The sequence below is a fragment of the Catonella sp. genome (genome assembly GCF_057250765.1).
The window spans coordinates 64,898-91,567 of sequence record NZ_DBHIEC010000007.1; the positions used below are offsets into that span (position 1 = coordinate 64,898).

Consider the following 26,670-nt stretch of genomic DNA (forward strand, 5'->3'; position numbering starts at 1 on the left):
TCCTCCTTAAGTGAACCTTACTTAAGCATCATTATTATAAGAACTGCGATAACGAAACCATAAATAGCTGTTGCCTCTGCAAGTGCCGCACCAAGGATGAGCACGCTACGAATCTTTTCTGCAGCCTCAGGCTGTCTTGCTGTAGCATCTGCTGCCTTACCTGTTGCGATACCGATACCGATACCTGCTCCTAAACCTGCCAAAACTGCAATACCAGCGCCAATTCCTAATAAATTCATAATTTTTCTCCTTATCTTATTATTAAACTGACCTACTCAAGCTGTTCGCCTATGAATAAGCCTGTCAAGAACACAAATACATAAGCCTGAATCAATCCGTCAAATATATCAAAGTAAAAACTAAATGCAATTGGAAGTCCTACAGGAAGCACGAACTCTATGAGCTTCATGACAACGAATGCTCCCAGAACATTACCGAAAAGTCGCATACATAGAGACAAAGGCGTTGTAAATACCTCGAGAATCTTAATAGGGGTAATAACCACCATAGGCTCTGTAAAGCTCTTCAACCATTTGCCTACACCTTTTTTGTGTATGCCTGCAAACTCGATAATAAATATACTAAATGCCGCCAGTGCTATAGTCACATTCAAGTCCTTTGTAGGGGGCTTAAATCCCAGTATACCGACCACATTTGCAATACCTATATAGATAAGAATGCTCGTCAAATACGGGGCATAGGCTTTACCATGTTCTCCGACGATGTTAACTACCGCACCCTGCAGCTTGGTAACCACCTCTTCCACCATCAGCTGTCTCCTGCTAGGATTCTCAACTTTTAGGTTTCTGGTAAGTAATATAGAAGCAACAAGAACGACGGCCATAATTATCCAAGTTACAACAACTGACTCTGATATGCCTCCAAAAAACGGGACATCAAACACCGTTTCGACATTCAGCTCTTCTGCCAGCCGCTCAGCCAAATCTCCCATTACCGCTCCTTTCTTAAAATTATGATATAGGTGTCAATAGTAAAACATCTGTGCAGCTTTTCTTGCAGGATAATTTATCTTATTTGACACCCCAATCGACTTTCGTATTATAGTCCTCTTGACTTTCATAGTCAATAGGAATAATTTTATCTCTTCCTATTTATAGGAACATATCCCTATACCATACCAAAGCGTCTATATAAGCAGTACTTACCGGCTTTACATCTATGTTAAGCACAGTCATTATCCTGCTTACCTCCTGCCAGTCAGCGTTCTCATAGTGAAGCATAAAGTTAAGAAGCGGAGCAAGCCTTCCCTTTCTCTGAAGAAGAGCAAGACTTATATCCTCAGCTATGTTGACCATCTCAAGTGCCTGTTTCATAGGTATCTCAAGGATAACATCGATAACAGAAAACAGTCCCATAAGGAAGAGTTCTGAAGTAAGTGCTCCTAAGTCAAAGCAATAAGCAAGGTTTTCTGCAAATTTTGCACGGATGAGCGATAACCTCATTATTTCACTTGGCTTATCTACACAAAGTGACTTAGTAACAGCGGTACTAGCCCACCTTCTTATCTCCTTCTGTCCAAGCATAGCTGTAGCTGCTCTTATAGAGGTAATCTTTGAATTTCTTGCAAGCTTGTTAACTATCTCAAGCATATTTACCGCAAGTACGGTGTCCTTTGAGATAACATCAGCCACCTCAGTAAGGTCAAAGTCAGGCTGATTTACGAGGTTAAGAAGCTCGATATAGGTCATCTTAAGAGGAGCAATCTCTCCCGTCTTTGAGATAGCAGGCATCCTGAAGAATTCACCTTCAAAAAGATAGTAGCCTCCATCCTCTGCGAGCCTGTCATAATCCTCCTTTGAGTCCACATTGACTGCACAGAGCCTGATGTGAGGATATACCTGTCCGAAGTAGAGCTTAGCCTTATCTATCTTAATCTTCTTGTGGTCAAGAAGGATATAGTCCATAAGGCTAAGTACAGGCCTGTACTCTTCAAACTGGTCTATATTCAGCTTCCTCATAGCAAGTTTGTAGCCCTTTGCCTTAAGCTCTGTGAGTCTGTCCACATACATCTGCTCAGGATTTATCCTATAGTCTATGAGTAATACTACCCTTTCCGCAGGCGCACTGCACTTATTCTCTATATCGGAAAAGAGAGATATATTGTTTACCTCTATGAACACTTCTTTATCACCGGCTAAGGTACCGATGCCCATGCTTTCCACGATATCAAGTCCCAATATGCCTGCCGCAGCATCTAAACTGCCCGTTCCAAGAAGGGATGGATGAAGCAGAAAATTTTCTCTCTGCGCAAAAACTGAATACGCGCAGACTTCCATTTTACTGTCAAATAAAGGTATTAATGTTGCTAGCATTTTTATATTTCCTTTCAAAATGATTTTTTTACTTTACAAATAAGAATCATTGTGCTACAATATTACTCGTTCGACAATTTTGTATGTGTAGCTCAGCTGGATAGAGCGTCTGACTACGGATCAGAAGGTCGCGAGTTCGAATCTTGTCACATACATATCAGGTACCGCTTATCGGTACCTTTTTTTATTTTTTAGTCCTAAAAATAAACTTAGCTGCCACCGCTCCTATCACAACTCCTGTAGTATTTAGAATCACATCATCTATGTCACAGATGCCTACCTTAGTCACAAGCTGAATCCCCTCTATAAGCACTGTAAAGCCAAAGCCAAGCAGGGCTGTTTTTATAAATGTAAACTTCTTTTTTCTTAAATAATAACCCACAAATAATCCAAATGGTACAAACGCAAACACATTCCCGGCAAGATTTAATATAACCAATCTTGCACCTATAACATTGATGTTCTCAATGTATCTGGTTATCTCCTTAAATAATGTAAAGTTGTACCTGTAGATATCTGATATTTCCCTCTTGCCCAGGCTGTCACTAAGGAATAAGTGATAGCACAAGGCAAGCAGGTAAACAATAAAAACTATGCCTATAAGCAGGTTTTTGTTCTTCTCAATGAATTTTCTCATTATACATCCTTATAGTCCGTATTCCTTAGTGAACTTTTCAGTGAGATAATCAATATAATAATCTGCGTTGAATTCCTCACCCGTAGCTAAAAGAAGTATCTCGTTTGTATTCTTAAGTTTTCCGTATTTATGAACCTTTTCCTTTAGCCAGTCCATAATCTTTGATATCTCGCCTCTTCTTAACAGACCGTCAAAGTCAAGTTCCTTCTTCATCTGGTGGTAAAGCTCTGCAGCGATTGCATTGCCAAGGGCATAGCTTGAAAAGTAACCGAAGCTTCCACCTGACCAGTGTACATCCTGGAGGATGCCGTCCTTATATGTGTCAGGTCGTATGCCAAGGTATTCTTCGTATAAATCATTCCAAAGCTCCGGCAGCTTTTCTACAGGGTAGTCCTCATTAAATATCTTCTTTTCTACCTCGTAGCGCACAAGCACGTGTAAGCTGTAGGTCAGCTCATCTGCCTCTGTGCGTATAAGTCCCGGCTCAGTACGGTTGATGGCTGTTATAAATTTATCTAGGCCTACATCCTTAAGCTGCTCTGGGAAGGTAGAGACAAGCTTCCCATAAATAGGCTCCCAAAAAGCCTTGCTTCTTCCGATAATGTTCTCACAGAATCTTGACTGTGACTCATGAAGCCCCATTGATGAGCCTTCCCCAACAATGGTCTGGGTAAGTTCATCAGGTATATTCATCTCATATATGCCATGTCCTGCCTCGTGGATAATCGAAAAAATAGCGCTTTCCAGATTGTTCTCATAATAATGGTTCGTGATTCTTACATCCTTATTGTGAAGGCTGTTTGTAAAAGGATGCTCACTTTCTGCAATAACTCCCCTATCAGGATCAAAGCCCATATATTCGGCTAAGTATTTGCAGAACTCCCTCTGTTTATCCACTGGGTAGTTCTTAAAAAGAAAATCATACTCAACCTGTGGTTTTTCCTTTATCTTCTTAAGCAGAGGAACTATAGCCTCCTTAAGCTTACCAAAGAATTTATCAAGTATTTCCTGGTTAAATCCTTCTTCGTAGTCATCTAAGAGTACATCATAAGGCTTTTCGCCCTGTTTTACTCTGTAGCCTGCAAACTTTCTTGAATATTCAATAAGTGATTTAAGCGTAGGAAGAAACCTCTCAAAGTCATCAGCATTCTTCGCCTCTGCCCATCTTGACGCTCCCACGGCCTGCAGTTTAGAGAATTCCTTGAACTCATCAGCAGGAATCTTTTCAAGTACTTCATATTCCTTTTTGAGCTGTTTAATGATTCCCTTTTCTACCTCGCTAAGTCCTTCGTCTTTTCCATCTTCAACGTCCTTTGATAGCCTGTATACGATGTCCTTTACTTCATCGTTCATAATAGCGTTGTAGGACTCTCCTGCAAGTACTCCCATAACTTTGGCAGTCTGGTCAACAGCAGCCTTTGGCGCAAGAGTTTCTGTATCCCACTCAAAGAGTGCCATAGCAGTGTTCATAGCCATAGCTTTGTCAAGATATGGCTTAAGCGCTTTAAAATCATTATTCATGCCTTCTTCTCCCTATACTATTAATCTAATCACATTATCCACTATTTTGGCATGATTTGCAACCATAAACTTAGCTTCTAAGTACTGCTCCTATAGTCTGAAGGCCCTTAAGAATCTTATCCATAACAGCGCTTATCTCTGATTCTTCAAGGGTTTTTTCTTTATTTCTGAAGGTAACCGAGTAAGCCATCGATTTCTTACCCGCACCAATTCTCTCTCCCTCATATATATCGAAGAGTTCGAGGCTTTCCAATATAGCTCCACTCTCAGATCTAATAATTTTTTCTATCTCTCCCGCTGTGAGGCTCTTATCCATCACAAGACTTATGTCACGGACAACTGATGGAAATTTGGCTATTCCTTCGTATTTTACGGTAAAATTAGCCTTTTTACAGATGACACTAAGATCTATGTTGGCTACGTAGGTTCTCTCAGCTATACCGTAGGCCTCCTGAACAAGAGGATGTACTTCTCCAAAATATCCAACTACCGTATCCTCATAGATAATCTCAGCCTGTCTACCCGGATGAAGGAAGGTCTTGCCTGCGTTTGCGTTGTAGGAAGGGAGCTTCTTCATGCCTACCTTGTATAAGAACTCCTCTATCACTCCCTTAAGCACGAAGAAATCGCCTTCTCCGTACATACCGAGGCAGAACTGCTTTCTCTCCTCAGGATAGTCTACTAGAGGAAGCTGCTTTGCGAGGTAAATATTGGATATCTCATAAAGCCTTACATTCTTATTTCTTCTTGCTGAGTTGGTTCCAAGTGACGTAAGCATACCGTTTATTATCTGGGTACGCATAATGGAATAGTCCTCACCAAGAGGGTTCTTTATCTCTATGGCCTCTCTTTCCTTTGCATCTAAAGGAAGCAAAAGCCTGTCAAATACCTTAGGGCTCTCAAAGGAGAAGGTCATTCCTTCGCAGAAGCCAAACTGCTCTGCAAGTTCCCTGGCTTTACTCTCTATTTCCATGCCAAAAGTCTCTCCTCCGGCTGTGGACTCGCCACTTGGAAGGGTGGTAGGTATCTTGTCATAGCCAAAGAATCTTGCAAGTTCCTCTGCCAGGTCTGCATTACGGAGCAAATCCTGTCTAAAATAAGGAACCACAACACTCTTTAGGTCGTCATTTATCTTTATACAAAGCCTGTCAAAATACTCTCTTGCCTCATTAAGGCTGATGTTGGTCCCAAGCAGACGGTTGCAGGCATCAAGGTCAAATTCTACCTCTCTGTCACCCTCTTTTACAGGGTATACATCAACTACTCCTCCAACTACCTCACCGGCACCTATCTCCTCTATGAGGGTGCAGGCTCTATTCATAGCTAAAAGGGCAGTCTCCGGATGAAGTCCCTTTTCAAACTTACCTGAGGCATCAGTTCTAAGGCCTATTTTCTTACTTGAAAGGCGGATATTGGTACCATCAAAGCAGGCTGCCTCAAGGAGAACAGTGTTAAGGTTTTCATTTATCTTGGAATTCTCTCCACCCATGATTCCTGCAATGCCTACAGCCTTCTTTCCGTCCTTTATAAGCAAAACTGTATCGTCAAGCTCTCTTTCTACTCCGTCAAGAGTAGTAAATTTCTCTCCGTTTACCGCCCTTTCCACCACTATCTTTTTTCCCTCGATAGTGTCAATGTCATAGGCGTGCATAGGCTGGCTAAGTTCAGTCATCACATAGTTGGTTATGTCTACGATGTTATTGATAGGACGGATACCTACTGCGGAGAGCTTTCTCTGCATCCAAAGAGGAGATGGGGCTATCTTTACATTCTTAACCACTCTCGCAACATAACGCTTGCAAAGTTCATTATCTTTTATTTCAACCGAAATGTAGTCCTCTGCCTTTTCATTGTTGCCAACCTCCTTAATCACAGGAGGCTTAAACTCCTTACGGAAGGTGGCTGCGGCCTCTCTTGCTATGCCCTCTATACCAAAGCAGTCTACCCTGTTGCTGGTTACTTCGTATTCTACAAGAGCGTCTCTAAGTCCAAGAGGAATAAGGGCATCACTTCCAAGCTTAAGTGTACTTCCACCCTCGATTTTATTGAAAATGTAAAGTCCTTCCTCGTCTGCCTCAGGATAATAGGTCTTATCCCTGCCAAGCTCGTCTATAGAGCACATCATGCCCGCTGAGTCTACTCCTCTTAGCTTTCCTGCCTTTATAACAAAGCCTTCCCCCGGCTTATTTCCTGAATGGTCACAGGCTACCCTTCCTCCATCAAGCACTACAGGAACTACAGCGCCTTCAAAGGCATTAGGTGCACCTGTAACTATCTGGATTTCCTTGCCATCCTCATCAATCTGAACCTGACATATAACAAGCTTGTCAGCGTCAGGATGTCTTTCTATCTTGTTGATTCTTCCTACTACTATCTTGTCAAGATTCTTATCAAAGTACTGGGCGCTTTCAGCCTTGGTACCGCTAAGCGTCATTGCATCCATATATTCTGCCGGTGTACAGTCAAGCCCCGGCACCATTTCTTTTATCCATGATAAAGGTGTATTCATGTTATTCTCCTCTTTCTACCTGATTTAAGCTGTCTTCAGGCATCCTACAACTGTAGAATCACACTGTGTAAGAGCCAGACTTTTTATTTTTAGAGTTTATCCTAAGCTTAGAACTGTCTTAAGAAGCGCACATCATTCTCATAGAGAAGACGCATATCATCAACCTCATATTTAAGGAGAGCAATTCTCTCAAGACCAATACCAAAAGCAAAGCCCTGGTACTCCTTAGGATCTATGCCACGCATCTCAAGTACGTGAGGGTGTACCATACCGCAGCCAAGAATCTCTATCCAGCCTTCATTTTTACAGAAGCGGCATCCTTTTCCTCCACACTTAAAGCAGGACACATCCATTTCTGCAGAAGGCTCTGTGAAAGGAAAGTGGTGTGGTCTGAATTTAACCTTGGTATTTTCTCCGAATATCCTTCTTGCAAACTCAGCAAGAGTTCCCTTAAGGTCTGCAAAGGTAACATTTTTGTCAATGACAAGTCCTTCTACCTGATGGAAGGAAGGAGAATGTGTCGCATCCACCTCGTCTGAACGAAACACCCTGCCAGGTGCTATTATCCTGATAGGCGGTTTCTGCTTCTCCATAACATGTACCTGAACTGATGAAGTCTGGGTACGAAGTAAGAGCTTGTCACTTATATAAAAGGTATCCTGTTCATCCTTTGCAGGATGGTTCGCAGGTATATTAAGTGCCTCAAAGTTATAATAATCAAACTCTATTTCAGGGCCATCTACCACTTGATAGCCCATACCGATAAAGATTTTCTTGACCTCATCAAGCGCTATGGTGTTTGGATGTCTATGGCCTATCATAGGCTTTTTCGCAGGAAGGGTAACATCTATGGTCTCTGTGGCAAGCTTAAGGTCTAGCATCTTCTTGTCAAATTCTTTTTTACGCTCGTCAAGCCTTTTCTCTATAGTCTCCCTAGCCTCATTGACAAGCTGGCCTACCTTTGGCCTATCCTCAGGCGCTACATCCTTAAGGCTCTTAAGCACCTGCGTAAGTTCGCCTTTTTTACCAAGAAAGCTGACTCTGGCGTCATTTAACTTCTCGCTGTCCACAGCCTCTTCTATCTGCTTAAGCGCAGACTCCATAATTGCCTGTAATTTCTCTTTCATTTTATCCTCCATATAGTGTTATAAACTGCGGTATCCCTCGGAGAGTTTTATGTAATAGAAGCTTAAAGCAATTCCTACTGCATAAAAAAAGCCCCTGCATAAAGCAGGGGCGAATATTCCCGTGTTACCACCCTGGTTCCTATCCTAAGATAAGCACTCTCTTGCAGATAACGGCTGCTGCCGATGAAACCTACTCTCTATGATTTAAGCCTCACAACTCGGGTGTGAATGTCAGAATCGGGGTTGCATAAGAAAACTTCCAGCAAGCGTTTCCTCTCTCTGTATGACTCCCTTTCCCTGTGCCAAAAGGCTGCACCTTCAAAGTTTTTATTATTTGATAAAGTAAATGATATATGTTTATGAAAGGAATGTCAAGTCTTTTAGAGCTGTACTATCCTATAACTGTTTCTTCTAATCTTCTTTTCCTCATAGAGCGCATCATCCGCTCTCTTAAGGAAATCCGAGATAGAAGCATAAGGCGAAAATATATCAAAGCAAACTCCCTGTGTAATTGTAACGATATCCGAAGCTTTTGAATACTTGTGCTCCATGGCCATCTTCTGCACATTCTTCTTTAATTCTTTTACCATGGTCTCTATTTCGCTGTGCAGCGAACCCGGGTAGATGATAACGAACTCATCCCCTCCGTACCTTGCTGCATACACCTTAGGATGATCCTGAGTGAGTCTTAGCAGAACTCCTGCAATCATGCGTATACACTCATCACCCATTTGATGCCCATAATTGTCGTTAAACTGTTTAAAATAATCTATATCGAGTATTTCAACACCAAGAGATCTCGGATTGGCACGAAGATATTTCTCAAGATCTTCCGAGTATTGGTCGTATGACATCCTGTTTGGAAGCTCTGTAAGGGCATCCATTTCTGATTTTCTCTGTAAGTCACTGTTTTCCCTCATATACCTCACGAGGTTGTTGATACTCTCAGCTACAAGGTTCATCTCTGCAAACGACTTTATCTCAAGCCTGTTGTCAGGTATTATCCCTACCTCAAGCTGCTTTAGATAATATGCTATGCTCTTTATTGTATTTAAGAATTGATAAATGATGATGAAAATGATACCAATGATGATGGCAATGACAAAAAGTGTAAATAAAGCTACCTTCACAACAGCCTTACCAACTTCCCTGTTCATATCATCTATATTACGTCCGACAACCATTGCACCTATGACCTTATCGTCACTATCCTTAAGCACTCTGTAAAGGCAGTATATCGCACTTCCCGCAACATTTGCCTCACCTTTATACTCACCGGCTCTGTCAAGGGTTTCGGCAACATTCCTTGTTATAAATGTACCTAGGATAGAAACTCCATCTTCACCTAGGGTACTACCTGCAACTCTAAAATAATGCGCCGGTTCGTATGGAAGCTTTTGTTTCCTTGCAGCGAGCAGCCTCGGGTCGTCATCCCTTACCTTCAGAAAGACATACGAAAGTATTCCTGTCTTTGAGTAATGCTCTAAGAAAGGTTCCAGGTTGGCTTTTTCTCTTGTTCCATCGCCAATTTCAGTATCTCCAAAGTAAATGGAATTTCCTCTTACATTCCATCTTGCAGTATCGTCATGCTCTGAAATCAAATCCTTTACATAGTTCATATCAGCTTCAAGTCGGCTTCCTATGAGCTTTTCTTCAAGATTTCTGATAGTGCCCGATACTATAAAACTAACAAAAAATACAATAATAATTGAAATAAGAATTCCTGCAACAACAACCTTCGTGCTGATTGTACTTACATTCCAGCCTTTGTCAGTCTTTTTCTCGACTTTCTTATATTTTCCCATTATTATCTCCACAAAAGCAGAACTACCTGCTTATACCATATTTTTTAATTCATACAGCCTAAGGGCAAGCTCTAACTTAAATCTGGCGTTGGCACCGTCAGTCTGAAGCTCCATAATCTCTTCTGTCTTTTTAAGTCTGTATTTTGCAGTGTTATAATGGATGTAGTTGTTTTCTGAAGCCCTTGTAAGACTCCAGTTTGCATTGATAAGCTCCTTAAGGAAGATATAATACTCTGTCTCATTTTCTCTGTCATACTCTATAAGTTTTCGGATAGGGCGCATAAGCTCACCCGCCAATATATCCTTATTTACAGCGTTATTAAGAAGTGAGAACAACTCCAAATCCTTGTATTCGTGTATCATTCCAAGTCCAAGCATACTACGGCCAATTTTTACTGCTTCTCTTGCCTCTGTATAAGATATCGGCGTATCGAAGATATTATTTATAGTCCTTCCTATACCAATTGTATAAGTAAATCCGTAATTTTCTTTAGAATCCTCCATAACACGCTTAAATACGCTATCTTTGTTATGCAGATAATTATTGTCAAATTCAAATATAAATATAATGCTGTCGCTGTTTTGATAATAGTAGAATGTCATGCCCACGTTCAGAAAATTATTTCTGAGTTCCCTAAACATCTTTTCCTTGACTACTTCGATTTTCCCGCTTGACTCCTTTAGGTCAACAGTTTTCTTCTTGTATTCGTCAAGGTCAAAGATAACCACCACCACATTGTCCTTCATATCCCAGCCGTTTAATTTACATCTGATATTGAACTCTTCGCGGGACTTGATATTGCCGGTACATATATCAAGCACCAGCTCCTGCTTAAGGTCCTTATCCACTCTATCCTCAGAGAATTTCTCCTTATGCATAAGAATATACAAATCACCCACATAGCCAAGCGCCTTCTTTTGCGTCTCTGTAACGTCCTTTTCTAAAATGTTCATAGAAAACTTGCCAAGCACTTCTGCATTTAAGCTAATCTGATACTCATAACAGTTTGAAAGGTCTACATTTTCCTCCTCACCCATTATTACTCTCGTGTTATTTATGTAATTAAAAAATATAAAGTCGCAGGCAAAAAGAGAGTGCATATATTCCATAACCGCTTCTTCATTTCTGCTTTCCATACTTAAGCTTATCAGTTTTTTTAACATTTCAAGTTCTTTTATTATATCTTCGCTCATAATCCACCATCCTTAAGTCATATTATATAGTGTCACTGATAAAGAATTGCTGATGTTATTCCCCGCAATACCTAAAAATACTGTTATCTCTTAGGGCAAGGAACTACCTAATAACATTATAGGGGCATTTTAGGAGTTTAGCAAGCCTAATCATATAAACAGCTGCTTAATTATATTATGATGTGGGTGTCAAAAGTATATAGCACCCATTGATACAAGATTGCTACAGACCCGCTTTTTGCAATCCTTTCAAAAGCGGCTTCTTACCTATATTAACAAATATATCGGCTGTCTGTACTATCTAAAGTCTACAACGAATTATGTGTATTTAAAAATAAACAAAGTATTCAATTAAATTGTACGCAATTTTAGTTATTTTACATGTAGAATTAATTCTCTAAAAATGTTATCATCATCCTATCAAGTTTAGTTTTGCCAAACGGCAAGAAGGAGGACAAAATGAGTGTATATGATTTTAGCGTAAAGAACGTTGAGGGTGGTACTACTTCACTCTCAGAGTATAAAGGAAAGGTACTTCTCATAGTAAATATAGCAACAGGATGTGGTCTTACTCCACAGCTTGAGGATCTTGAGAAGTTATATCAGAAGTACAACAAGGACGGATTTGAAATCATCGGCTTCCCTTGCGGACAGTTCCTTGATCAGAATCCTGAGGACGGAAAAGAAACCGTTAAGTTCTGTATGGTAAACTATGGTGTTACCTTTGAGAACTTTGAGAAGCTTGAGGTAAACGGACCTAATGCAGACCCTCTCTTTAAGTATCTTAAGGAGCAGAAGCCTGAGGAAGTTACCAACTCCGCTTCAGCAGGACTTCTTGAGAAGCTTGCAAGTCTTGGACAGGTATTCCCTGGAGCAGAAATCAACTGGAACTTCACCAAGTTCTTAATTGACAGGGACGGAAATGTAGTTGAGAGATTCTCTCCAACCGTGACAAGCGAGGATATGGATCCTTACGTTAAGAAACTTTTGTAATTTTGCTTTTTCATTACTCCTATACATAAATATATATAAGAGCTATTGCAGTATGGAATTAATGCTTTACTGCAATAGCTTTTTTTATGGTTATTATGCATAGTTATTATGCATAGTTATCGTTATATGCTTCTTGCAGACTTCTTACAGACTCTTTTCAAGTCTTTCTCTTACAGCCTTTATGAAATCCTCAGTGCCTGCTGTCTTTACTTCTTTAAGAGTAGTTATCTCAGCTAAGTCCTTTGTCATAATGCCGCTTTCTACTGTTTCTATAACCGCCTTTTCAAGCTTGCCTGCAAAGGCGGCAAGGTCACTTAGGCCGTCAAGCTCTCCTCTTTTTCTAAGAGCTCCACTCCATGCAAATATAGTAGCTATGGAGTTGGTTGAGGTAGGTTCACCTTCAAGGTACTTATAATAATGCCTCTGAACTGTTCCATGTGCTGCTTCATACTCCCATACTCCCTTAGGAGACACAAGCACAGAGGTCATCATAGAAAGAGAACCAAAGGCAGTTGCAAGCATATCGCTCATAACATCTCCGTCATAGTTCTTACAAGCCCATAGGAAGCCTCCGTCACTCCTTATCACCCTTGCCACAGCATCATCTATGAGTGTATAAAAATAAGTGATTCCCTTGTTCTTAAATTTTACTTTATAGTCCTTTTCATAAATTTCAGAAAATATGTCCTTGAAGGTATGGTCATACTTCTTAGAAATGGTATCCTTAGTAGAAAACCATAGGTCAACCTTCAGCTCTAGAGCGTACTCAAAGCAGGCTCTTGCAAAGCTCTCTATGGAAGAGTTCAGGTTGTGCATACCCTGAATGACGCCGGGTGACTTAAACTCGTGAATAAGCTCCTTTGTCACGCTTCCATTCTCAGCTGTAAATACCAGTTCAGCCCTACCGGGACAATTCACCTTCATTTCAGCATTTTTAGACACATCTCCGTAGGCGTGTCTGGCTATGGTAATAGGCTCTTTCCAGGTGCGCACATAAGGCTCTATTCCTTTTACAAGAATAGGAGTTCTAAATACTGTTCCATCAAGCATGGCCCTGATAGTACCGTTTGGACTCTTCCACATCTCTTTAAGGTTGTATTCCTTTACTCTTGCTGCATTAGGTGTGATTGTAGCGCATTTAACTGCAACACCGTACTTGAGCGTAGCCTTTGCAGACTCTGCTGTAACCTTATCATCCGTTTCATTACGGTATTTAAGCCCCAAGTCATAGTATTCTGACTTAAGCTCTACAAAAGGATGGATAAGTTCATCCTTTATTATCTGCCATATGACTCTGGTCATCTCATCTCCGTCCATTTCAACAAGCGGAGTCTTCATCTCTATCTTTGCCATAGTATGCCTCCTGTATCTAAACTTGTAATACAACGTTTTTATAAGGTTATCACAATTAGGGAGTGATGGCAAATACTTTGTAAACAAGCTTATATAGAAATACAATGCTGTGGGCATCTATGATAAAGGACTACACACCTTTGCCTCTTACAATCTTCTACACTACCTTACAGTTAAACAAAAGCACATTTACCGCAGCCTTATATTCAGCCACTCCCTTAGCTTTTTTTATATCTTTTACGTAGGCCTCACTTCCTTCAAAGCTATCCTGCAAGTAAAACCAGATTTCCTTTAACTTAAGTACTGCTGCAGCCCCTCCATTAAACTCCTCAAGATATGTGTCTAAGAGTTCTTCAAGGAAGTTTCTTATCCTGCCTTGTCTGTCTGTGACCACCACTCCCGCCATATCTTCCAGCAAAAATGGGTATCTTAATAGCCCCCTCCCTATCATAATATGGTCTATATCCGGGAATTCCTTTTCTATAGCAAGTACATCATCTACACCTTTAAGCTCTCCATTGAAGCAGAGCTTACCTGCTTCGTCTGCTTTGGAGTATTCGTCTACTGCCTGCTTAAAGCACTCTTTATGTACTCTGCCCAGGTAAAACTCTGTCCTGGTTCTTGGATGAATGATTAGCTTTTCAATCGGAAACTGCCTATAAAGCGAAATGATATTACGGAACTCAGAAGCTTCCTCATAGCCGATTCTCGTCTTTATGGATATTTTAAGTCCTGTATGTTCTGCCTCGTTAAAGATACCTGTTAATAGCTCCTTAAGACCATCAAGATTTTTTAAGGCACCTGAGCCTCTCCCCTTATTTACCACAGTTCCCGAAGGACAGCCAAGGTTAAGGTTTATCTCCTTATAGCCCATTTCCATAAGCTTAAAAGCAGTCAGGTTGAAGGCATCTTTACTGCTTGTAAGTATCTGAGGTACTATCTTTATTCCTTCATTGTGTGCGGGAAGAAGCTCTTTTATATCTTTTTTATCAATCCCCCTCTTTTCCTTGGGCGTAATAAATGGGGTGTAATAGTCAGTTACACCCTTAAAATGTCTGTCAAACACCCTTCTAAATATCCTCCCTGTAATCCCCTCCATAGGGGCAAAGCTTACGATGTAGTTTTTCATTTCACTTCCTTTATAATCACTTAACAGAAGAAAACCATTTATTATGGCCTTTTTATGATACTTGTAAGTTTTCTTCATAATTTTAGCTTTACATACTAATCATTCAAGAGTATAATTGTGTTGTAGTTAAGCAGATGTAGTTCATCGGTAGAATGCGACCTTCCCAAGGTTGAGAGGCGGGTTCGATTCCCGTCATCTGCTTTTTATTATTGGTAAATCACCTTCAATAAGACAACAAACTAAGACCATTTTCATTTTCAGAAAACAGTCTTAGTTTATTTTATTTGTATATTTTAAATCATACTGATTTATAAGGCTTATTTAATCTTTGCAAGTGACTCCAATACTCTGTCCTGCTGGAAAGGTTTAACGATGAAGTCCTTTGCACCGCTCTGGATAGATTCGATAACCATAGCCTGCTGTCCCATAGCTGAACACATAACTACATTAGCAGCGGCATCGAACTCCTTAATCTTCTTCAAGCACTGTAATCCATCACATTCAGGCATTGTAATATCAAGAGTAACGATGTCTGGCTTTAACTCTTTATACTTTTCAAATCCATCATTACCGTTAACACCCTCACCTACAACCTCATATCCGTTCTTAGATAGGATGTCCTTAAGCATCATTCTCATGAAAGCCGCATCATCTACTACCAACACTTTCTTAGCCATTATTATACTCCCTTTCACGCATTATTTTAAAGATTTGAATTCAGAAGACTATTCCAACAACTCACTATATATTTTACTAGGAATTGCTGATTTTAGCAACCATGTTTTAAATATTATTCAAAACCCAGCTAAAACCACGAGCCATACGAAGTGGAACATCAACAAAGTGGTTTCCTTCATTCCATTCCAAAATATGCTTTATGTGGTTTTTCTCTGAAAATTCATTATACTGCATTTTGATACAATTTTCAACCTTAGACAGCCTTTTATTTGAAGTTCTTGATTCTTTAAGACCGAGGCTTAGATAAACTGCCTCCGAGTTCATCCCTTTCCCACGGATGTATTCTCTCCAGCCCTTATACCACACCGAAGGAGAAGCCGCTGCTATTCCGCTAAAGATAGAGCTTTCATATCCTGCCCATAGCGCAAACAGCCCAGCAAGTGAATAACCTCCAAGAATAACAGGGACAGCAGCATCAAGTCCACATAGTTTTTTGATGCCGTCTATATTTTCCCTAAGATAGTCAAGGTTCTTATTCGCTCCTCCACCAAAACCCTTCCTGCCAAATACAGGCTCTGCCTCCCAAGGTGATAGTTCATCATTCCAGCATTTAGCCCTAATTCCCACGAAAGCAAAGGTTTTGTCGGTAAAGGTCTCTATCAGATTAATTTCCTCTTCAAGTTCCCCCTCATCATTTTTGTCAATGAATTGTACCAAAATATACTTCGGATTGTTTACACAATATCTTAATATCTCTTTTCCATTTATTTTTAATTCTTCAATCATTTTCCCTCCAAAATGTACTGGCTTTTTAGCCATTATACCATTATAATTGCTTTTAGCAACTGCAGATACATTACAGTTCAAATCCTTTACCTGCTCTTCACGGCTTTTGCACAATTGCCCTGCTTAATCCATATCATTATTAAAATAAGGAGAAACCATGTCAACTTTCGAGCTATATTACGCGCACCCATATAAAACTGACTTTGATGCAGATATTATAAGCATAGATGCCTGTGATACTAAAGAAAACACTTATAAAGTAATACTTAATCAAACCCTCTTCTTTCCTGAGGCAGGAGGACAGTCCTCAGATAAAGGAGAGATTATATTGGGAGATATTACTACTGTTGTAGAAAATGTGCAGATAGACAAAGAGGGAACCATTACTCACTATATACATTCTTCTTCACCGCTTGATACCAAAAGCCTTGTGAATACTGAAATAAAAGGAAGGATTGACTGGGAACATCGTTTTTCAAATATGCAGCAGCACAGCGGAGAGCATATATTTTCAGGAATAGTCCACGAAAAATATGGCTATGACAACGTAGGCTTCCACCTCTCCGATAATAGCGTAACTATGGACTATAGCGGCGTACTAAGCCCTGATGAAGTGGCTGAAATCGAAGCTCTTGTAAATGAAGTCATAGTGTCAAATGTAGATATAACCTGCTCTTTTCCTAGGGATACTGAGCTTGAAAATATTGATTATAGATGTAAGGGGGAGCTTTCAGGTGACGTAAGGATAGTGGAAATAAAGGGAGTAGATATCTGTGCCTGCTGTTGTCCTCATGTCGCTAAAACAGGTGAAATAGGGCTGCTTAAGGTAATCTCCTCCATAAAGTATAAGGGAGGAACCAGGCTGTCCATCCTCTGTGGCTTCAGGGCTCTTAAGTATTTTGGCTCCCTGCAGGCAGATATGAATGAGCTAAGAACCCTGCTTTCCTCAGAACTAAGTGAAGTGGTAAACAACGTAGCTGCCATAAAGAACGAAAGAGATGAGCTTAAGATAAAACTACGAGAAGCTAATAAAGCTAAACTAATAAGTGAAATCGACCATCTATCCGATTCTGCCAGAGCTCTTATCTTTACTGATGAAGTAGATGCAAAGAGCCAGAGGGAGGCTCTTAACTACCTCATAGAAAGAAGGGATAATTACTGTGGTATATTGGTTGGAGACGACAAAAAAGGCTATTCCTACCTTATAGGCAGCAACAGCCTTGATTCTACTTTAATTGGAGAAAGGCTTAAAGAAAGCTTTGGCGCCAAGGGCGGTGGCAAAAAAGAAATGATACAGGGCTTTGTAGAGGCAAAGGCCTGCGACATCAAAGCCCTGCTTGATAGCTTTCCGTTTATTTAGCCACATACTGATAGGCTATCCTCTCGCCCTCTCTAAGCCTAACAAGTCCACATCTTACAAAACCTTGCCTGGTAAGAGCCTTCTGCATGGTAAGGTTTTTTTCGTGGGTATCTATCCTGATATTTGAAAGCCCCGCTTCCTTCATCCTCATAAGGCTGTATTCAAATACCTTAGAGAATACTCCCTTAACCTTTCCATTGCCGGCTACTCTGTGTATGGTAAGATAGTCCTCTTCATTTAGCCAGCTTCCATCATATATCTCTTTGTAGGCTTCCTCTTCTCCCATTAGCACAAAGGCGAAGTTATAGTCTCCGTCAGTATAAAGTACACCGTTTTCTATGTCATTTAACAAGATAGCTTCACCAGGATAGCTCATACCCCACTGGTTGGGATTGCCATTTTCCCTCATATACTGCCTTGCAGCTTCGTAAAGCACACTTAGCTTTGGCAGGTCTTTTACTCCAGCTTTTCTTATCATAGCTACTCCATCAGATTGGTGGTAGACGAAAGACCTATGGCAAGGGTAGAGAGATTGTGTACAAGAGCCGATGTAGCAGGTTTAACTACTCCAAATACACCAAGACCTATGAGTCCTCCGTTGATACCTACTATCTTCCTGTAGTTGCTGTTTATCCTCTTCATAAGAAGGTTGGAAAGAGTTTTAAGCTTCACGAGCTCGTTTAGATTGTCAGCAACTATGGTAATATCCGCTATCTCCCTGGCCAGTTCTGCCCCACCGCTTATGGCTATACCGCAGTCAGCCGCAGAGAGCGCAGGAGAATCATTGATGCCATCACCTACCATGATGACCTTTCTTCCCTTTTCTTTTTCTTTCTCCACAAATCTTGCCTTATCCTCAGGCAGAACCTCGGCATAATACTTGTCTACTCCGATTTTATCTGCAACAGCCTTTGCTGTACGCTCATTATCACCTGTCATCATTACAACCTTCTTGATGCCAAGCTCCTTTAGCTTCTTAAGTACTTCCCTTGCTTCTTCTCTTACAGGGTCCGAGATACATATAACCGCCGAGAGCTGTCCATCAATTGCCATATAAAGGTGGGATGAGTCCTCAGGGATATTGTCAAATTTCTCTTCAAGTCCTGCAGGAACTACAACTCCCTCATCTTCAAATACAAAATGATAGCTTCCTATGACTACCTTTTTCTCACCTATACTGCTGCTGATTCCGTGGGCAACTATATAGTTAACCTTAGAATGCATCTCCTTGTGCTTAAGCCCCTTCTTCCTTGCAGCCTCTACAACTGCATTTGCCATTGAATGAGGGAAATGCTCCTCAAGACAGGCTGCTATTCTAAGGAGCTCATCCTCTCCCCTGTCTTCAAAGGAGATAACAGAAGTAACCACCGGCTCCGCCTTGGTAAGTGTACCTGTTTTGTCAAAAACTATGGTGTCTGCAGCCGCAACTGCCTCTAAGAACTTGCCTCCCTTTACTGTAATACCATTTTCAGAAGCCTCCCTTATGGCAGACAGAACTGATACAGGCATGGCAAGCTTTAGTGCACAGGAGAAGTCTACCATAAGCACGGAAAGTGCCTTGGTTACGTTGCGTGTTAAGAGATATACAATTCCCGTACCGGCTAAAGTATAAGGCACAAGCCTGTCTGCAAGCTTAAGAGCAGAGCTTTCTGCACCGGACTTGAGCTTTTCGGTCTCCTCTATCATCCTTACTATTTTCTCAAACTTGGAGTTACCTCCTGTTCTCTTTACCCTAAAGGTAAGCTCGCCCTCCTCAATAACAGTACCTGCGAATACAGTGCTTCCCTCTTCCTTCTTTACAGGCTCACTCTCGCCCGTCATCGAAGCCTGATTGACCATAGCTTCACCACTTACAACTACTCCGTCAAAAGGAATAACACCGCTTAGATGCACTACTACCTCATCATCTTCTTTTACCGTATTGTAATCAACAAGAATCTCTGTACCATCCTTTTTAAGCCATACCTTGCTTATATTTAACGAAAGTATGCCTGCAAGGTCTGCTGTGGTCTTCTTCTCAGTCCACTCCTCAAGGAGCTCTCCTACTCCAAGCAAGAACATAACAGAGCCGGCAGTATTAAAGTCTCTTCTTAGCACCGATACTCCTACAGCCACACCGTCAAGCAAAGCAACCTCTATCTTCCCGCTCACAAGGCTCTTTATACCAGCTTTTATGTACTTGAGTGACTTTGCTATGGTAAGCGCAACCCTTACCGGTATAGGAGTAACAGTCACTGTAACCAGCCTTTTTGCGATAGCTATAAATAGCTTGTCCTGATAGGCAGCATTAAGGCGCCTGCTGGAATTGGCTATAAATTCTTCTGGAGCAGCAAACCTCTCATAGTCAAACTTCTGTATGGCATCTACTATATCCCATTTGTCTCCAATAAATTTGATTGTAAGCGTGCAGGTTCTATCGGATACCTTCGCAAATGTAACTCCAGACAGATGCCTCACATAGTAAAACAAAGTGTCGGCCTGTTCATAGCTCATATATCTTTGTAACAGCTGTATCCTAAGCCTGCCGTTTGATTCTGACATAATCTTAAACTTCATTATCCTACCTCTAATTATCTGATGATGCAGTTGTCAAAAGGAAAAATCCATTGTTAGCATACCCGAAATGGATTTATCATCTTTTCACACCCGCACAGTCTTATACGATTGACTTCACATAGAAAAGAAATAGCCCGCGGGGAGTGTGGCTAAGCCTTTACTCCCTGCAGGCTAAGAATATTATTCTTCAGTACTTTCTACTTCTTTGTAACTTTTGGAAGTATCTTCAAACACAGCTTCTTCTGCTGCCTTTCTATCCTCGTTAATATCCTTAGCATCCTCATAGATATCCTCGCAGTTCTCTTTGAGTGTCTCGGTACGCTTAAGCGTATAATCCTTAACTCTAAGAGCTGCAGCAGTTACGTGTGTGTAGCATTTCTTAGCATCCTTGCTAAACAGAGCCTTAAGGCCTACTGTTCCAAATGCAAAGCCTCCAAAAAATATTCCAACTTTTTTCCAATTAATCTTATCCCACATCTCAGGACCTCCTTTTAATAAAATAATAAGATATTCTAAGATGTCAAACTGCCTTCTAAACTTCATAATAAGCAATCGGCTTTGAGTTATACCTGTTTCACATCAATTACGTACTGATTATAACAATAGGCAAAACCGATTTCAATTATTTTTTGTAGTTTTTGAGAAAATTTTGCAATAAAATGGCTCTAATAAAGACTGACTTTCATTATTGCTGGATATTAGTTTCCATTATCATTAAAACTGATAAATTTCACGTCAAGTTTATGCCATAGCAGGCATCATATTGTCAAGAATCTCATTTAATGCAGTACTGCTGCTTGTATGGCTTCTTACAATACTAGCCTTGCATTTTTCAGCTTCAGCAAGGGCTGTGCGCACCATTTTGTGTGATACAGTGTTTGTAAATAGTATCAACAAGTCAGGTGAACCTATCTGTCCACTAAGATTAGCAGACATCTGTGTAAATATTTTTGCTTTACATTTATGTTCCTTACATATCTTTTTATACATACAAACCATACGGTCGTGACCGCCGACTATAACCACACTCATAATGCACCCCTTATATTATCCAGTTTTAAGCCTGTGCAAGCTTCTTTCCAAGCTCCTTGCATTTCTCAAGACCATTGACGTCAGGCTCAAGATTGCAAATAACGCCTTCATCTCCGATAACTGTAGCACCTGCTGCCTTCATCCTGTCTACCCATTCTCTCATCCATTCGCCATCGCCCCAGTCGTATGAACCAAAAAGTGCAATAACCTTGCCTGATACGTGTGGCTCAAGCTCTGCTACAAATGGCTCCATCTCGCTCTCTTCAAGTACCTCTGAACCCATCGCAGGACATCCAAGTGCAAATGCCTTTTCTCCCTTAAGTGCGTCTACAGAAGCAGCTCCAACCTCAAGTAACTCTGCCTCAGCTCCTGCTGCTTTGATGCCCTCTGCAACAGCCTCAGCCATTGCCTGGGTATTTCCTGTCTGTGACCAGTACACTACGCTAATCTTGCTCATAATAATGACCTCTTTCTGTGTGTATACACTGTTTTCTATGCACAAATCACACGTTTAGAATACTCTTCTTTACTGTGACCTATGTTGCTGTAATTTGTGATAATGTCCATTATATCAAGTCCCTCATATAACAGTCTCACTATCTCTGTCTGAACCCTCTCGTAATCCTTAAAGAGCCTTATCTTAAGCTCTGTATCCTTATATACCTTCCAGTATCCGCTGTAGAGATAGTTCTTACCGTTCTCTTTTATGAAGCCCTCCACATCCTCGATAGGATATCCAAGGAAGAGTCCCAGTTCGTGCGGAAAATCCTGCTTTAGCTCCATATATCTCATATAGCGTTTGACAAACACGGGAAAGATTTTACTTATGTCAGAGGTTTCATAGCCACACTTGTAAATGAATGCCACAACCTCTTCTCTTGCCAGATACTCCCTAAGCTTTGCCTCTCTGTAAATAAGTATTACAAGCCTTTCCCTGCCGGGATATAAAATTCTAAAGGAAAGTTCGGTTTTCTTTAGCACCACCGATAACTCTCTGAGGCTTTTTGCAGGTATTGTGAGTAAATTGGATATTTTAATCCCTGAAATAACAGGCGCACACTGAAGCGCCAACTGAAGCGGAATCGAATGCACATCCATCTCTTTTATGATGTCAACAATATCAAAACTCATATCGCCTCTCCGAATCTTATTAAGTTAGTGCTTTCTAACTTAATATGATGATAATAAACTTTTAATGATTTGTCAATAGATTTTGATAATTATTATTATTTTCATTTTACTCACCCTTGCGTACCCTGGCAATCTTTGCTATACTGAAGGCAAATAAAGCTTGGAGGTAGCGTTAATGAAAATACATGAATCTGCTGAGGATTATTTGGAGACAATACTTATGCTTACCGAAAGAATTGGAAATGTGCGTTCTGTAGATGTTTCCAATGAAATGGGCTTTAAGAAATCAAGCGTAAGCGTGGCGATGAAGAATCTGAGAACCACAGGGCATATAACTGTCGACGAAAATGGCTACATCAAACTTACTCCGCTTGGAAAAGAGGTAGCTGATATGATATATGAAAGGCATAAGTTTTTTTCTTCCTGGCTTACAAGCCTTGGTGTCGATAAAGAGACAGCACTGGAAGATGCCTGTAGAATTGAGCATGTTATAAGCAAAGAAAGCTTTGCCGCAATTAAGAAGTTTTTGAACGAAAAAGAGGACTAGGTGTCTATACCTAAGATTACTCATATATTTTAAACACAGAAAAAGGGTTGAACACATAAGCTGTTCAGCCCTTATTATGCGAAGCCATCTATCTAAGTTCTTTCTCCTTAGTTAAATGACACTCATATCATTTAATTAAAGAGAAGTATCAGCTAAAATGCAAAATTAAAACTCTTTCAGCATCTTATCAAGCATCCCGTGAAGAGTTGTCATCTCTTCATCCGTAAGCCTAAGACAGGCGCCCATCTTCTTTGGCACGTCAAGGGCCTTGTCTTTAAGCTCTCTTCCAAGGTCTGTAAGAGTTACATTAAGCACTCTCTCATCATCCTTATCCCTGCTTCTGTCAATAAACTTCTTTTGTTCAAGCTTCTTAAGAACAGGTGTAAGAGTTCCCGAATCTAAGTATAGAATCTCCCCGAGTTCTTTTACATTTACTTTCTCATTTTCCCACATTACCATCATAGTGATATACTGCGTGTATGTGAGGTCTAGTTCATCAAGAAAAGGCTTATACTTTTTAACTATCTCCTTAGCGCAAGCATAAAGAGGGAAACAAAGCTGGCTTGAAAGCCTCAACATTTTATACTTGTCTTCTTTCTGCATCATTTCACCCTTTATGATTAACCTATGCTTTTATTTATAAATTCAACTAACTGTGGCTTTGGTACAAAACCAATCTGTCTGTCAACAGGCTCTCCATCCTTAAATACTACAATTGCAGGTATACTCTGAATCTTGTTCTTGATTGCAAGCCCCTGGTTTTCATCTACGTCAACTGCGAAAAAATCAGCCTTACCTGCGAGTTCTTCTGATACCTCTTCAAGTACAGGGCCTAACATCTTGCAAGGTCCACACCAGGTAGCATTAAAATCTACAACTGCATACTTACTCTTACTAACCTCTGCAAATTCTGCTTCATTAATCTTCTTTACCATAATATCCTCTTTCCCGGTGATAACACCAAATTTATCATAACTGCAAGAGTTACTAACTATAATTTATCTCTTTACCGTCAGGTAGGAAACCGCAGACAACGCAGCTACATTTCCCTCACCCGCAGCCTTTATATACTGATAAGGCTTGCCTGTCACGTCACCACAGGCAAATACACCATCAATATTGGTACTCATGTCTCTTTCAACCGCAATATGCCCATCCTTCATAAGGAGCCCCGGCACCAGCTTATCAGCAGAGACTGCGTCTCTTAAAATGAATATTCCGTCTGCACTGAGCCTATCTTTGTTAGTCACAAGAATCATCTTGTCACCTTCTTTTATTATCTCTTTTGGAACAGTGCCGGTAACAACCTCTATATTGTCGGCAAGCTGTGAAACATCTTTGTACAAGGCTATGTAAGTCACCTTATCCGCCTTTTCAGCAAGGAAGTTAGCCTCCTCTTCTTCTCTTACGGAATAGCCGATAACAATCGCTTCTTTCCCTTTATAAAGGGCAGCATCACAGGTAGCACAATAGCTGACTCCCCTTCCGAGGTTCTCATCTTCTCCCGGAAAAGCCTTTCCTGCTACTACTCCTGTAGAGATAATCACCGACTTCGACTCAAACATCTGATCTGCGGACTGGAGCACAAAATAATCTCCCATCGCATATACAGCATTGATCCTTGTCTCATTTATCTTTATCTCCATAGCTTCCAAATGGTCATGATACGCTCCTGCAAGCTTCTCGCCCGTTATGTCAGGCAAGCCGAGATAGTTCCTTATTTCAACTGCTTTTGTTATCTTGTGGCTTAACTCTTTACTGCCAAACAATATGATATCTTTATTTCTTAATTTAGCTGTAATAGCGGCTTCAAGTCCTCCCGGACCTGTTCCTACTATTGCAATGTCATATCTGCTCATTCTACCTCATTTTCTAATAACTACAAAAGTTTAGTTATATGTTCTTCCATAGACATAGGCTTAGTCACAGGGGCAAATCGCTTTACCACCTAACCTCTGTATTCTTCAAGCGATTTCTCCTGACCGTTTAGCAGCCTTACCTTAAAATCATAAATTTCCATATTTCTCACCCTTCACAAAACAAGCAATATAATCAGTAATAATGTAAACATAAGCTATTGATTTACGTATGATTATATTGCATACAATTAGTTTTGTCAAGTAGTTAACGAAGGTTTATTTTTAGCTACCTTACTTCGCCTTCTGTTTATCTCTATGCTTCTGATGGGCAAACTCCGCCACATACTCTTTTCTGACTGTTAAATCGGAATTCAGCAGTTCCACCGTACCTCTTTTATCTTCTCTCTGTGTATTCTTTGTAGAAACTCCTATTCCCTCAGCTATCTCTTTATGTGTCTTCTTTTCTTTTAAGTTAGCTTCTATAATACATCCTTCTACTAGTGTTAAGTGTTTACTTTTTTTCTTTCTCTGTTATAACAAGCTTGCATCGGTTACTTTTCGTTTTTTTGTTTTTCGCAAATCCAATTATAACATATATGGTAACTCGATGCTTTTTTATTTTCTTTTAAGTGGACACTTTATTTTACAACTTATAATTCCTTGACATTCAAATTATTGCATTAATTACTGTCCTTGCTACAAATCTCATACATATCTCTCCAGATTACTCAAGTCAATTGTATCTGTAATTTCTGTATTAGTACCAGTTATAAATATTTTATTAGCTATTATTATCCGCCAAATTTAACATCATAACTTTTCATTTTAACTATTACATCCGATTGTATATAAATCAAATATAATTAAACAAAATTTTGCTTTCATTTCTTTACTTAAAAAGGGAACAGCAAGCTTGCCATTCCCTAAGTGTCTTTTACAGTTTAGGTTTGCGCTTTATTCCTTTAATACCTCTAAACTTATACTTTAAATCTTTTAAGGATAATGTTTAAAAGTATGCTAAGCCCAAACATTATCAAACAGTTTGTTGCAAAAATATTATAAGCAATATTCAGGGCAATTCTAGCAACAATACCACTAACATTAGAATAATTAGGAAATAATATTCTATATAAGAAATATAATCCCAAAACTAAAATACCCAATGTAATACTCCATAAATTTTTTCTGCTTGATAATTGAAAAAATATAAATTTATTAAAAATCATATTAACGAAATATAACAACAAAAGTGTGCAGGCAGCATGTAATGTTTCGCCTAGTATACCCTCAACTGCAATTTCTCCTATTATAAAAAGGCACAGCATGAATAAAGAATAACCTGCTATAGCATTTAATCCTATTCTTATTACAAATCTCATACTCACTCCTCCAGCATACTTAAATCAACGGTGTTAGTAATTTCAGTATTGGTTCCCGTTATAAATATTTTATTGGCTATTATTATGCCGTTGAATTTAACATCATAACCTGTTATTGTAACTATTACAGCCAATTATACTATAAATTAAAAATTATCAAACAAAGTTTTTCGTTTTATTTCTTTAGTACTTTTAATGATCCTGTCTTATATCTTTCAAGGTAAAGTTTAATATTATGCTCAAAATAAACATTATCGAGCAGTTCATTACCAAAAGACCATTAGCTCCATCTAGTGTAACTTTGGCAACAATACCATTACATTCAGAGTAATCCGGAAATAATGCACCATATAAAAAATATAAGCCAAGAATTAATATCCCCAGTGTGACACTCCATAAGCTCTTATTCTTTGGTACTCGTAAAAACATTATTTTATTAAAAAGCAAGTTAACTGCATACAATAAAGCAGTATTCAAAATAGGATATAGCAAAAGGGAAAACGTTGGATAATTACTCAGTTCATCTATCAATTCACCTATTAAGTAAGCACAGAATATCATTAAAATATAGAAAGCCCCGATATTTATTCCTATTCTCAATATAAATTTCATACTTACCCCTCCAGATTACTCAAGTCAACTGTATTAGTAATTTCAGTATTGGTTCCTGTTATAAATATTTTATTGGCTATTATTATTCGCCAAATTTAACATCATAACTTGTCATTTTAACTATTACAG

27 protein-coding genes and 2 tRNA genes are annotated in these 26,670 nt (G+C 39.8%); 5 read left to right on the forward strand and 24 right to left on the reverse strand.

Going from position 1 to position 26,670, the window contains the following annotated elements; translation table 11 throughout:
• Window positions 1-17: 17 nt before the first annotated feature.
• The 3 genes from atpE to ACO6HM_RS05220 form a co-directional block, all read right to left on the reverse strand.
• Window positions 18-239 carry an ATP synthase F0 subunit C gene (gene atpE, locus ACO6HM_RS05210; RefSeq protein WP_023353816.1) on the reverse strand — a complete coding sequence of 74 codons (222 nt, stop codon included), beginning with the start codon at window positions 237-239 and terminating at the stop codon, window positions 18-20.
• A gap of 32 nt (window positions 240-271) precedes the next feature.
• Window positions 272-952 (reverse strand): F0F1 ATP synthase subunit A, encoded by a 681-nt coding sequence (locus tag ACO6HM_RS05215; RefSeq protein ID WP_485390087.1) that lies wholly within the window; start codon window positions 950-952, stop codon window positions 272-274.
• Window positions 953-1,112: 160 nt separating this feature from the next.
• Window positions 1,113-2,333 (reverse strand): EAL and HDOD domain-containing protein, encoded by a 1,221-nt coding sequence (locus ACO6HM_RS05220; RefSeq protein WP_485390088.1) that lies wholly within the window; start codon window positions 2,331-2,333, stop codon window positions 1,113-1,115.
• A gap of 81 nt (window positions 2,334-2,414) precedes the next feature.
• On the opposite strand from ACO6HM_RS05220, the gene ACO6HM_RS05225 reads away from it, so the two are divergent.
• Window positions 2,415-2,488, forward strand: a tRNA-Arg gene (locus tag ACO6HM_RS05225).
• A 29-nt stretch (window positions 2,489-2,517) separates the two neighbouring features.
• Here the strand turns inward: ACO6HM_RS05225 and ACO6HM_RS05230 are convergent.
• The 6 genes from ACO6HM_RS05230 to ACO6HM_RS05255 form a co-directional block, all read right to left on the reverse strand.
• Window positions 2,518-2,970: a VanZ family protein gene (locus ACO6HM_RS05230; RefSeq protein WP_485390089.1), complete on the reverse strand. Its 453-nt coding sequence runs from the start codon at window positions 2,968-2,970 to the stop codon at window positions 2,518-2,520.
• 9 nt (window positions 2,971-2,979) lie between these two features.
• The gene (locus ACO6HM_RS05235) at window positions 2,980-4,491 is read right to left on the reverse strand and encodes a carboxypeptidase M32 (protein ID WP_485390090.1); all 1,512 of its coding nucleotides are present in this window, start codon (window positions 4,489-4,491) and stop codon (window positions 2,980-2,982) included.
• Between the two features lie 70 nt (window positions 4,492-4,561).
• Window positions 4,562-7,000, reverse strand: a complete 2,439-nt coding sequence (gene pheT / locus ACO6HM_RS05240) for a phenylalanine--tRNA ligase subunit beta (protein WP_485390091.1) — start codon at window positions 6,998-7,000, stop codon at window positions 4,562-4,564.
• A 107-nt stretch (window positions 7,001-7,107) separates the two neighbouring features.
• Window positions 7,108-8,127, reverse strand: coding sequence for a phenylalanine--tRNA ligase subunit alpha (pheS, locus tag ACO6HM_RS05245; RefSeq protein ID WP_485390092.1), 1,020 nt, complete (start codon window positions 8,125-8,127; stop codon window positions 7,108-7,110).
• A gap of 380 nt (window positions 8,128-8,507) precedes the next feature.
• A complete protein-coding gene (locus tag ACO6HM_RS05250; protein ID WP_485390093.1) occupies window positions 8,508-9,932 on the reverse strand; it encodes a diguanylate cyclase domain-containing protein in 1,425 nt (474 codons plus the stop codon).
• A gap of 30 nt (window positions 9,933-9,962) precedes the next feature.
• A complete protein-coding gene (locus ACO6HM_RS05255) occupies window positions 9,963-11,126 on the reverse strand; it encodes a PucR family transcriptional regulator (protein WP_485390094.1) in 1,164 nt (387 codons plus the stop codon).
• A gap of 459 nt (window positions 11,127-11,585) precedes the next feature.
• On the opposite strand from ACO6HM_RS05255, the gene ACO6HM_RS05260 reads away from it, so the two are divergent.
• Window positions 11,586-12,119 (forward strand): glutathione peroxidase, encoded by a 534-nt coding sequence (locus ACO6HM_RS05260; protein WP_485390095.1) that lies wholly within the window; start codon window positions 11,586-11,588, stop codon window positions 12,117-12,119.
• 144 nt (window positions 12,120-12,263) lie between these two features.
• Here ACO6HM_RS05260 and ACO6HM_RS05265 read toward each other — a convergent pair whose 3' ends face one another.
• A complete protein-coding gene (locus ACO6HM_RS05265) occupies window positions 12,264-13,472 on the reverse strand; it encodes an NADP-dependent isocitrate dehydrogenase (RefSeq protein ID WP_485390096.1) in 1,209 nt (402 codons plus the stop codon).
• A gap of 157 nt (window positions 13,473-13,629) precedes the next feature.
• Window positions 13,630-14,601: a tRNA dihydrouridine synthase gene (locus ACO6HM_RS05270; protein ID WP_485390097.1), complete on the reverse strand. Its 972-nt coding sequence runs from the start codon at window positions 14,599-14,601 to the stop codon at window positions 13,630-13,632.
• Between the two features lie 130 nt (window positions 14,602-14,731).
• On the opposite strand from ACO6HM_RS05270, the gene ACO6HM_RS05275 reads away from it, so the two are divergent.
• A tRNA-Gly gene (locus ACO6HM_RS05275) sits at window positions 14,732-14,802 on the forward strand.
• A 116-nt stretch (window positions 14,803-14,918) separates the two neighbouring features.
• On the opposite strand, the gene ACO6HM_RS05280 is transcribed toward ACO6HM_RS05275, so the two are convergent.
• Together ACO6HM_RS05280 and ACO6HM_RS05285 are read right to left on the reverse strand one after the other, a co-directional pair.
• Window positions 14,919-15,278 carry a response regulator gene (locus tag ACO6HM_RS05280; protein WP_208428141.1) on the reverse strand — a complete coding sequence of 120 codons (360 nt, stop codon included), beginning with the start codon at window positions 15,276-15,278 and terminating at the stop codon, window positions 14,919-14,921.
• Between the two features lie 106 nt (window positions 15,279-15,384).
• Entirely contained in the window at window positions 15,385-16,179 is a 795-nt protein-coding gene (locus ACO6HM_RS05285) for an alpha/beta hydrolase (protein ID WP_485390098.1), read from the reverse strand.
• A gap of 43 nt (window positions 16,180-16,222) precedes the next feature.
• Here ACO6HM_RS05285 and ACO6HM_RS05290 point away from each other — a divergent pair, with 43 nt between their 5' ends.
• A complete protein-coding gene (locus tag ACO6HM_RS05290) occupies window positions 16,223-17,425 on the forward strand; it encodes an alanyl-tRNA editing protein (RefSeq protein WP_485390099.1) in 1,203 nt (400 codons plus the stop codon).
• Here the strand turns inward: ACO6HM_RS05290 and ACO6HM_RS05295 are convergent.
• The 6 genes from ACO6HM_RS05295 to ACO6HM_RS05320 all read right to left on the reverse strand — a co-directional run bounded on the left by ACO6HM_RS05295 (window position 17,418) and on the right by ACO6HM_RS05320 (window position 22,144).
• The gene (locus tag ACO6HM_RS05295) at window positions 17,418-17,903 is read right to left on the reverse strand and encodes an N-acetyltransferase (protein ID WP_485390100.1); all 486 of its coding nucleotides are present in this window, start codon (window positions 17,901-17,903) and stop codon (window positions 17,418-17,420) included. The two genes, ACO6HM_RS05290 and ACO6HM_RS05295, sit on opposite strands and share 8 nt — an antisense overlap.
• 2 nt (window positions 17,904-17,905) lie before the next feature.
• Window positions 17,906-19,981, reverse strand: coding sequence for a heavy metal translocating P-type ATPase (locus ACO6HM_RS05300; protein ID WP_485390101.1), 2,076 nt, complete (start codon window positions 19,979-19,981; stop codon window positions 17,906-17,908).
• Between the two features lie 180 nt (window positions 19,982-20,161).
• Window positions 20,162-20,458, reverse strand: coding sequence for a DUF6110 family protein (locus tag ACO6HM_RS05305; RefSeq protein ID WP_208428136.1), 297 nt, complete (start codon window positions 20,456-20,458; stop codon window positions 20,162-20,164).
• 264 nt (window positions 20,459-20,722) lie between these two features.
• Window positions 20,723-21,013, reverse strand: a complete 291-nt coding sequence (locus ACO6HM_RS05310; RefSeq protein ID WP_485390102.1) for a DUF2325 domain-containing protein — start codon at window positions 21,011-21,013, stop codon at window positions 20,723-20,725.
• 25 nt (window positions 21,014-21,038) lie between these two features.
• On the reverse strand, window positions 21,039-21,470 hold the full coding sequence (locus ACO6HM_RS05315; protein WP_485390103.1) for a flavodoxin: 432 nt from the start codon (window positions 21,468-21,470) through the stop codon (window positions 21,039-21,041).
• Window positions 21,471-21,505: 35 nt separating this feature from the next.
• On the reverse strand, window positions 21,506-22,144 hold the full coding sequence (locus ACO6HM_RS05320; protein WP_485390104.1) for a DUF3793 family protein: 639 nt from the start codon (window positions 22,142-22,144) through the stop codon (window positions 21,506-21,508).
• Window positions 22,145-22,319: 175 nt separating this feature from the next.
• Between ACO6HM_RS05320 and ACO6HM_RS05325 the strand changes: the two genes are divergently transcribed.
• Window positions 22,320-22,691: a metal-dependent transcriptional regulator gene (locus tag ACO6HM_RS05325; RefSeq protein ID WP_208428132.1), complete on the forward strand. Its 372-nt coding sequence runs from the start codon at window positions 22,320-22,322 to the stop codon at window positions 22,689-22,691.
• Window positions 22,692-22,856: 165 nt separating this feature from the next.
• On the opposite strand, the gene ACO6HM_RS05330 is transcribed toward ACO6HM_RS05325, so the two are convergent.
• From ACO6HM_RS05330 to ACO6HM_RS05350, 5 genes are all read right to left on the reverse strand, one after another.
• Entirely contained in the window at window positions 22,857-23,297 is a 441-nt protein-coding gene (locus ACO6HM_RS05330; protein ID WP_485372393.1) for a MarR family winged helix-turn-helix transcriptional regulator, read from the reverse strand.
• Between the two features lie 14 nt (window positions 23,298-23,311).
• Window positions 23,312-23,626 (reverse strand): thioredoxin, encoded by a 315-nt coding sequence (gene trxA / locus ACO6HM_RS05335; protein WP_485390105.1) that lies wholly within the window; start codon window positions 23,624-23,626, stop codon window positions 23,312-23,314.
• Between the two features lie 63 nt (window positions 23,627-23,689).
• Window positions 23,690-24,550 (reverse strand): NAD(P)/FAD-dependent oxidoreductase, encoded by an 861-nt coding sequence (locus tag ACO6HM_RS05340; RefSeq protein WP_485390106.1) that lies wholly within the window; start codon window positions 24,548-24,550, stop codon window positions 23,690-23,692.
• Between the two features lie 977 nt (window positions 24,551-25,527).
• Window positions 25,528-25,929 carry a hypothetical protein gene (locus tag ACO6HM_RS05345; protein ID WP_485390107.1) on the reverse strand — a complete coding sequence of 134 codons (402 nt, stop codon included), beginning with the start codon at window positions 25,927-25,929 and terminating at the stop codon, window positions 25,528-25,530.
• A gap of 192 nt (window positions 25,930-26,121) precedes the next feature.
• On the reverse strand, window positions 26,122-26,541 hold the full coding sequence (locus tag ACO6HM_RS05350; RefSeq protein ID WP_485390108.1) for a hypothetical protein: 420 nt from the start codon (window positions 26,539-26,541) through the stop codon (window positions 26,122-26,124).
• Window positions 26,542-26,670 lie beyond the last annotated feature (129 nt).

Coding starts and splice junctions, on each gene's coding strand:
- atpE (WP_023353816.1), bottom strand. CDS start 239: ATGAATTTATTAGGAATTGGCGCTGGTATTGCAGTTTTGGCAGGTTTA.
- ACO6HM_RS05215 (WP_485390087.1), bottom strand. CDS start 952: ATGGGAGATTTGGCTGAGCGGCTGGCAGAAGAGCTGAATGTCGAAACG.
- ACO6HM_RS05220 (WP_485390088.1), bottom strand. CDS start 2,333: ATGCTAGCAACATTAATACCTTTATTTGACAGTAAAATGGAAGTCTGC.
- ACO6HM_RS05230 (WP_485390089.1), bottom strand. CDS start 2,970: ATGAGAAAATTCATTGAGAAGAACAAAAACCTGCTTATAGGCATAGTT.
- ACO6HM_RS05235 (WP_485390090.1), bottom strand. CDS start 4,491: ATGAATAATGATTTTAAAGCGCTTAAGCCATATCTTGACAAAGCTATG.
- pheT (WP_485390091.1), bottom strand. CDS start 7,000: ATGAATACACCTTTATCATGGATAAAAGAAATGGTGCCGGGGCTTGAC.
- pheS (WP_485390092.1), bottom strand. CDS start 8,127: ATGAAAGAGAAATTACAGGCAATTATGGAGTCTGCGCTTAAGCAGATA.
- ACO6HM_RS05250 (WP_485390093.1), bottom strand. CDS start 9,932: ATGGGAAAATATAAGAAAGTCGAGAAAAAGACTGACAAAGGCTGGAAT.
- ACO6HM_RS05255 (WP_485390094.1), bottom strand. CDS start 11,126: ATGAGCGAAGATATAATAAAAGAACTTGAAATGTTAAAAAAACTGATA.
- ACO6HM_RS05260 (WP_485390095.1), top strand. CDS start 11,586: ATGAGTGTATATGATTTTAGCGTAAAGAACGTTGAGGGTGGTACTACT.
- ACO6HM_RS05265 (WP_485390096.1), bottom strand. CDS start 13,472: ATGGCAAAGATAGAGATGAAGACTCCGCTTGTTGAAATGGACGGAGAT.
- ACO6HM_RS05270 (WP_485390097.1), bottom strand. CDS start 14,601: ATGAAAAACTACATCGTAAGCTTTGCCCCTATGGAGGGGATTACAGGG.
- ACO6HM_RS05280 (WP_208428141.1), bottom strand. CDS start 15,278: ATGGCTAAGAAAGTGTTGGTAGTAGATGATGCGGCTTTCATGAGAATG.
- ACO6HM_RS05290 (WP_485390099.1), top strand. CDS start 16,223: ATGTCAACTTTCGAGCTATATTACGCGCACCCATATAAAACTGACTTT.
- ACO6HM_RS05295 (WP_485390100.1), bottom strand. CDS start 17,903: ATGATAAGAAAAGCTGGAGTAAAAGACCTGCCAAAGCTAAGTGTGCTT.
- ACO6HM_RS05300 (WP_485390101.1), bottom strand. CDS start 19,981: ATGAAGTTTAAGATTATGTCAGAATCAAACGGCAGGCTTAGGATACAG.
- ACO6HM_RS05305 (WP_208428136.1), bottom strand. CDS start 20,458: ATGTGGGATAAGATTAATTGGAAAAAAGTTGGAATATTTTTTGGAGGC.
- ACO6HM_RS05310 (WP_485390102.1), bottom strand. CDS start 21,013: ATGAGTGTGGTTATAGTCGGCGGTCACGACCGTATGGTTTGTATGTAT.
- ACO6HM_RS05315 (WP_485390103.1), bottom strand. CDS start 21,470: ATGAGCAAGATTAGCGTAGTGTACTGGTCACAGACAGGAAATACCCAG.
- ACO6HM_RS05320 (WP_485390104.1), bottom strand. CDS start 22,144: ATGAGTTTTGATATTGTTGACATCATAAAAGAGATGGATGTGCATTCG.
- ACO6HM_RS05325 (WP_208428132.1), top strand. CDS start 22,320: ATGAAAATACATGAATCTGCTGAGGATTATTTGGAGACAATACTTATG.
- ACO6HM_RS05330 (WP_485372393.1), bottom strand. CDS start 23,297: ATGATGCAGAAAGAAGACAAGTATAAAATGTTGAGGCTTTCAAGCCAG.
- trxA (WP_485390105.1), bottom strand. CDS start 23,626: ATGGTAAAGAAGATTAATGAAGCAGAATTTGCAGAGGTTAGTAAGAGT.
- ACO6HM_RS05340 (WP_485390106.1), bottom strand. CDS start 24,550: ATGAGCAGATATGACATTGCAATAGTAGGAACAGGTCCGGGAGGACTT.
- ACO6HM_RS05345 (WP_485390107.1), bottom strand. CDS start 25,929: ATGAGATTTGTAATAAGAATAGGATTAAATGCTATAGCAGGTTATTCT.
- ACO6HM_RS05350 (WP_485390108.1), bottom strand. CDS start 26,541: ATGAAATTTATATTGAGAATAGGAATAAATATCGGGGCTTTCTATATT.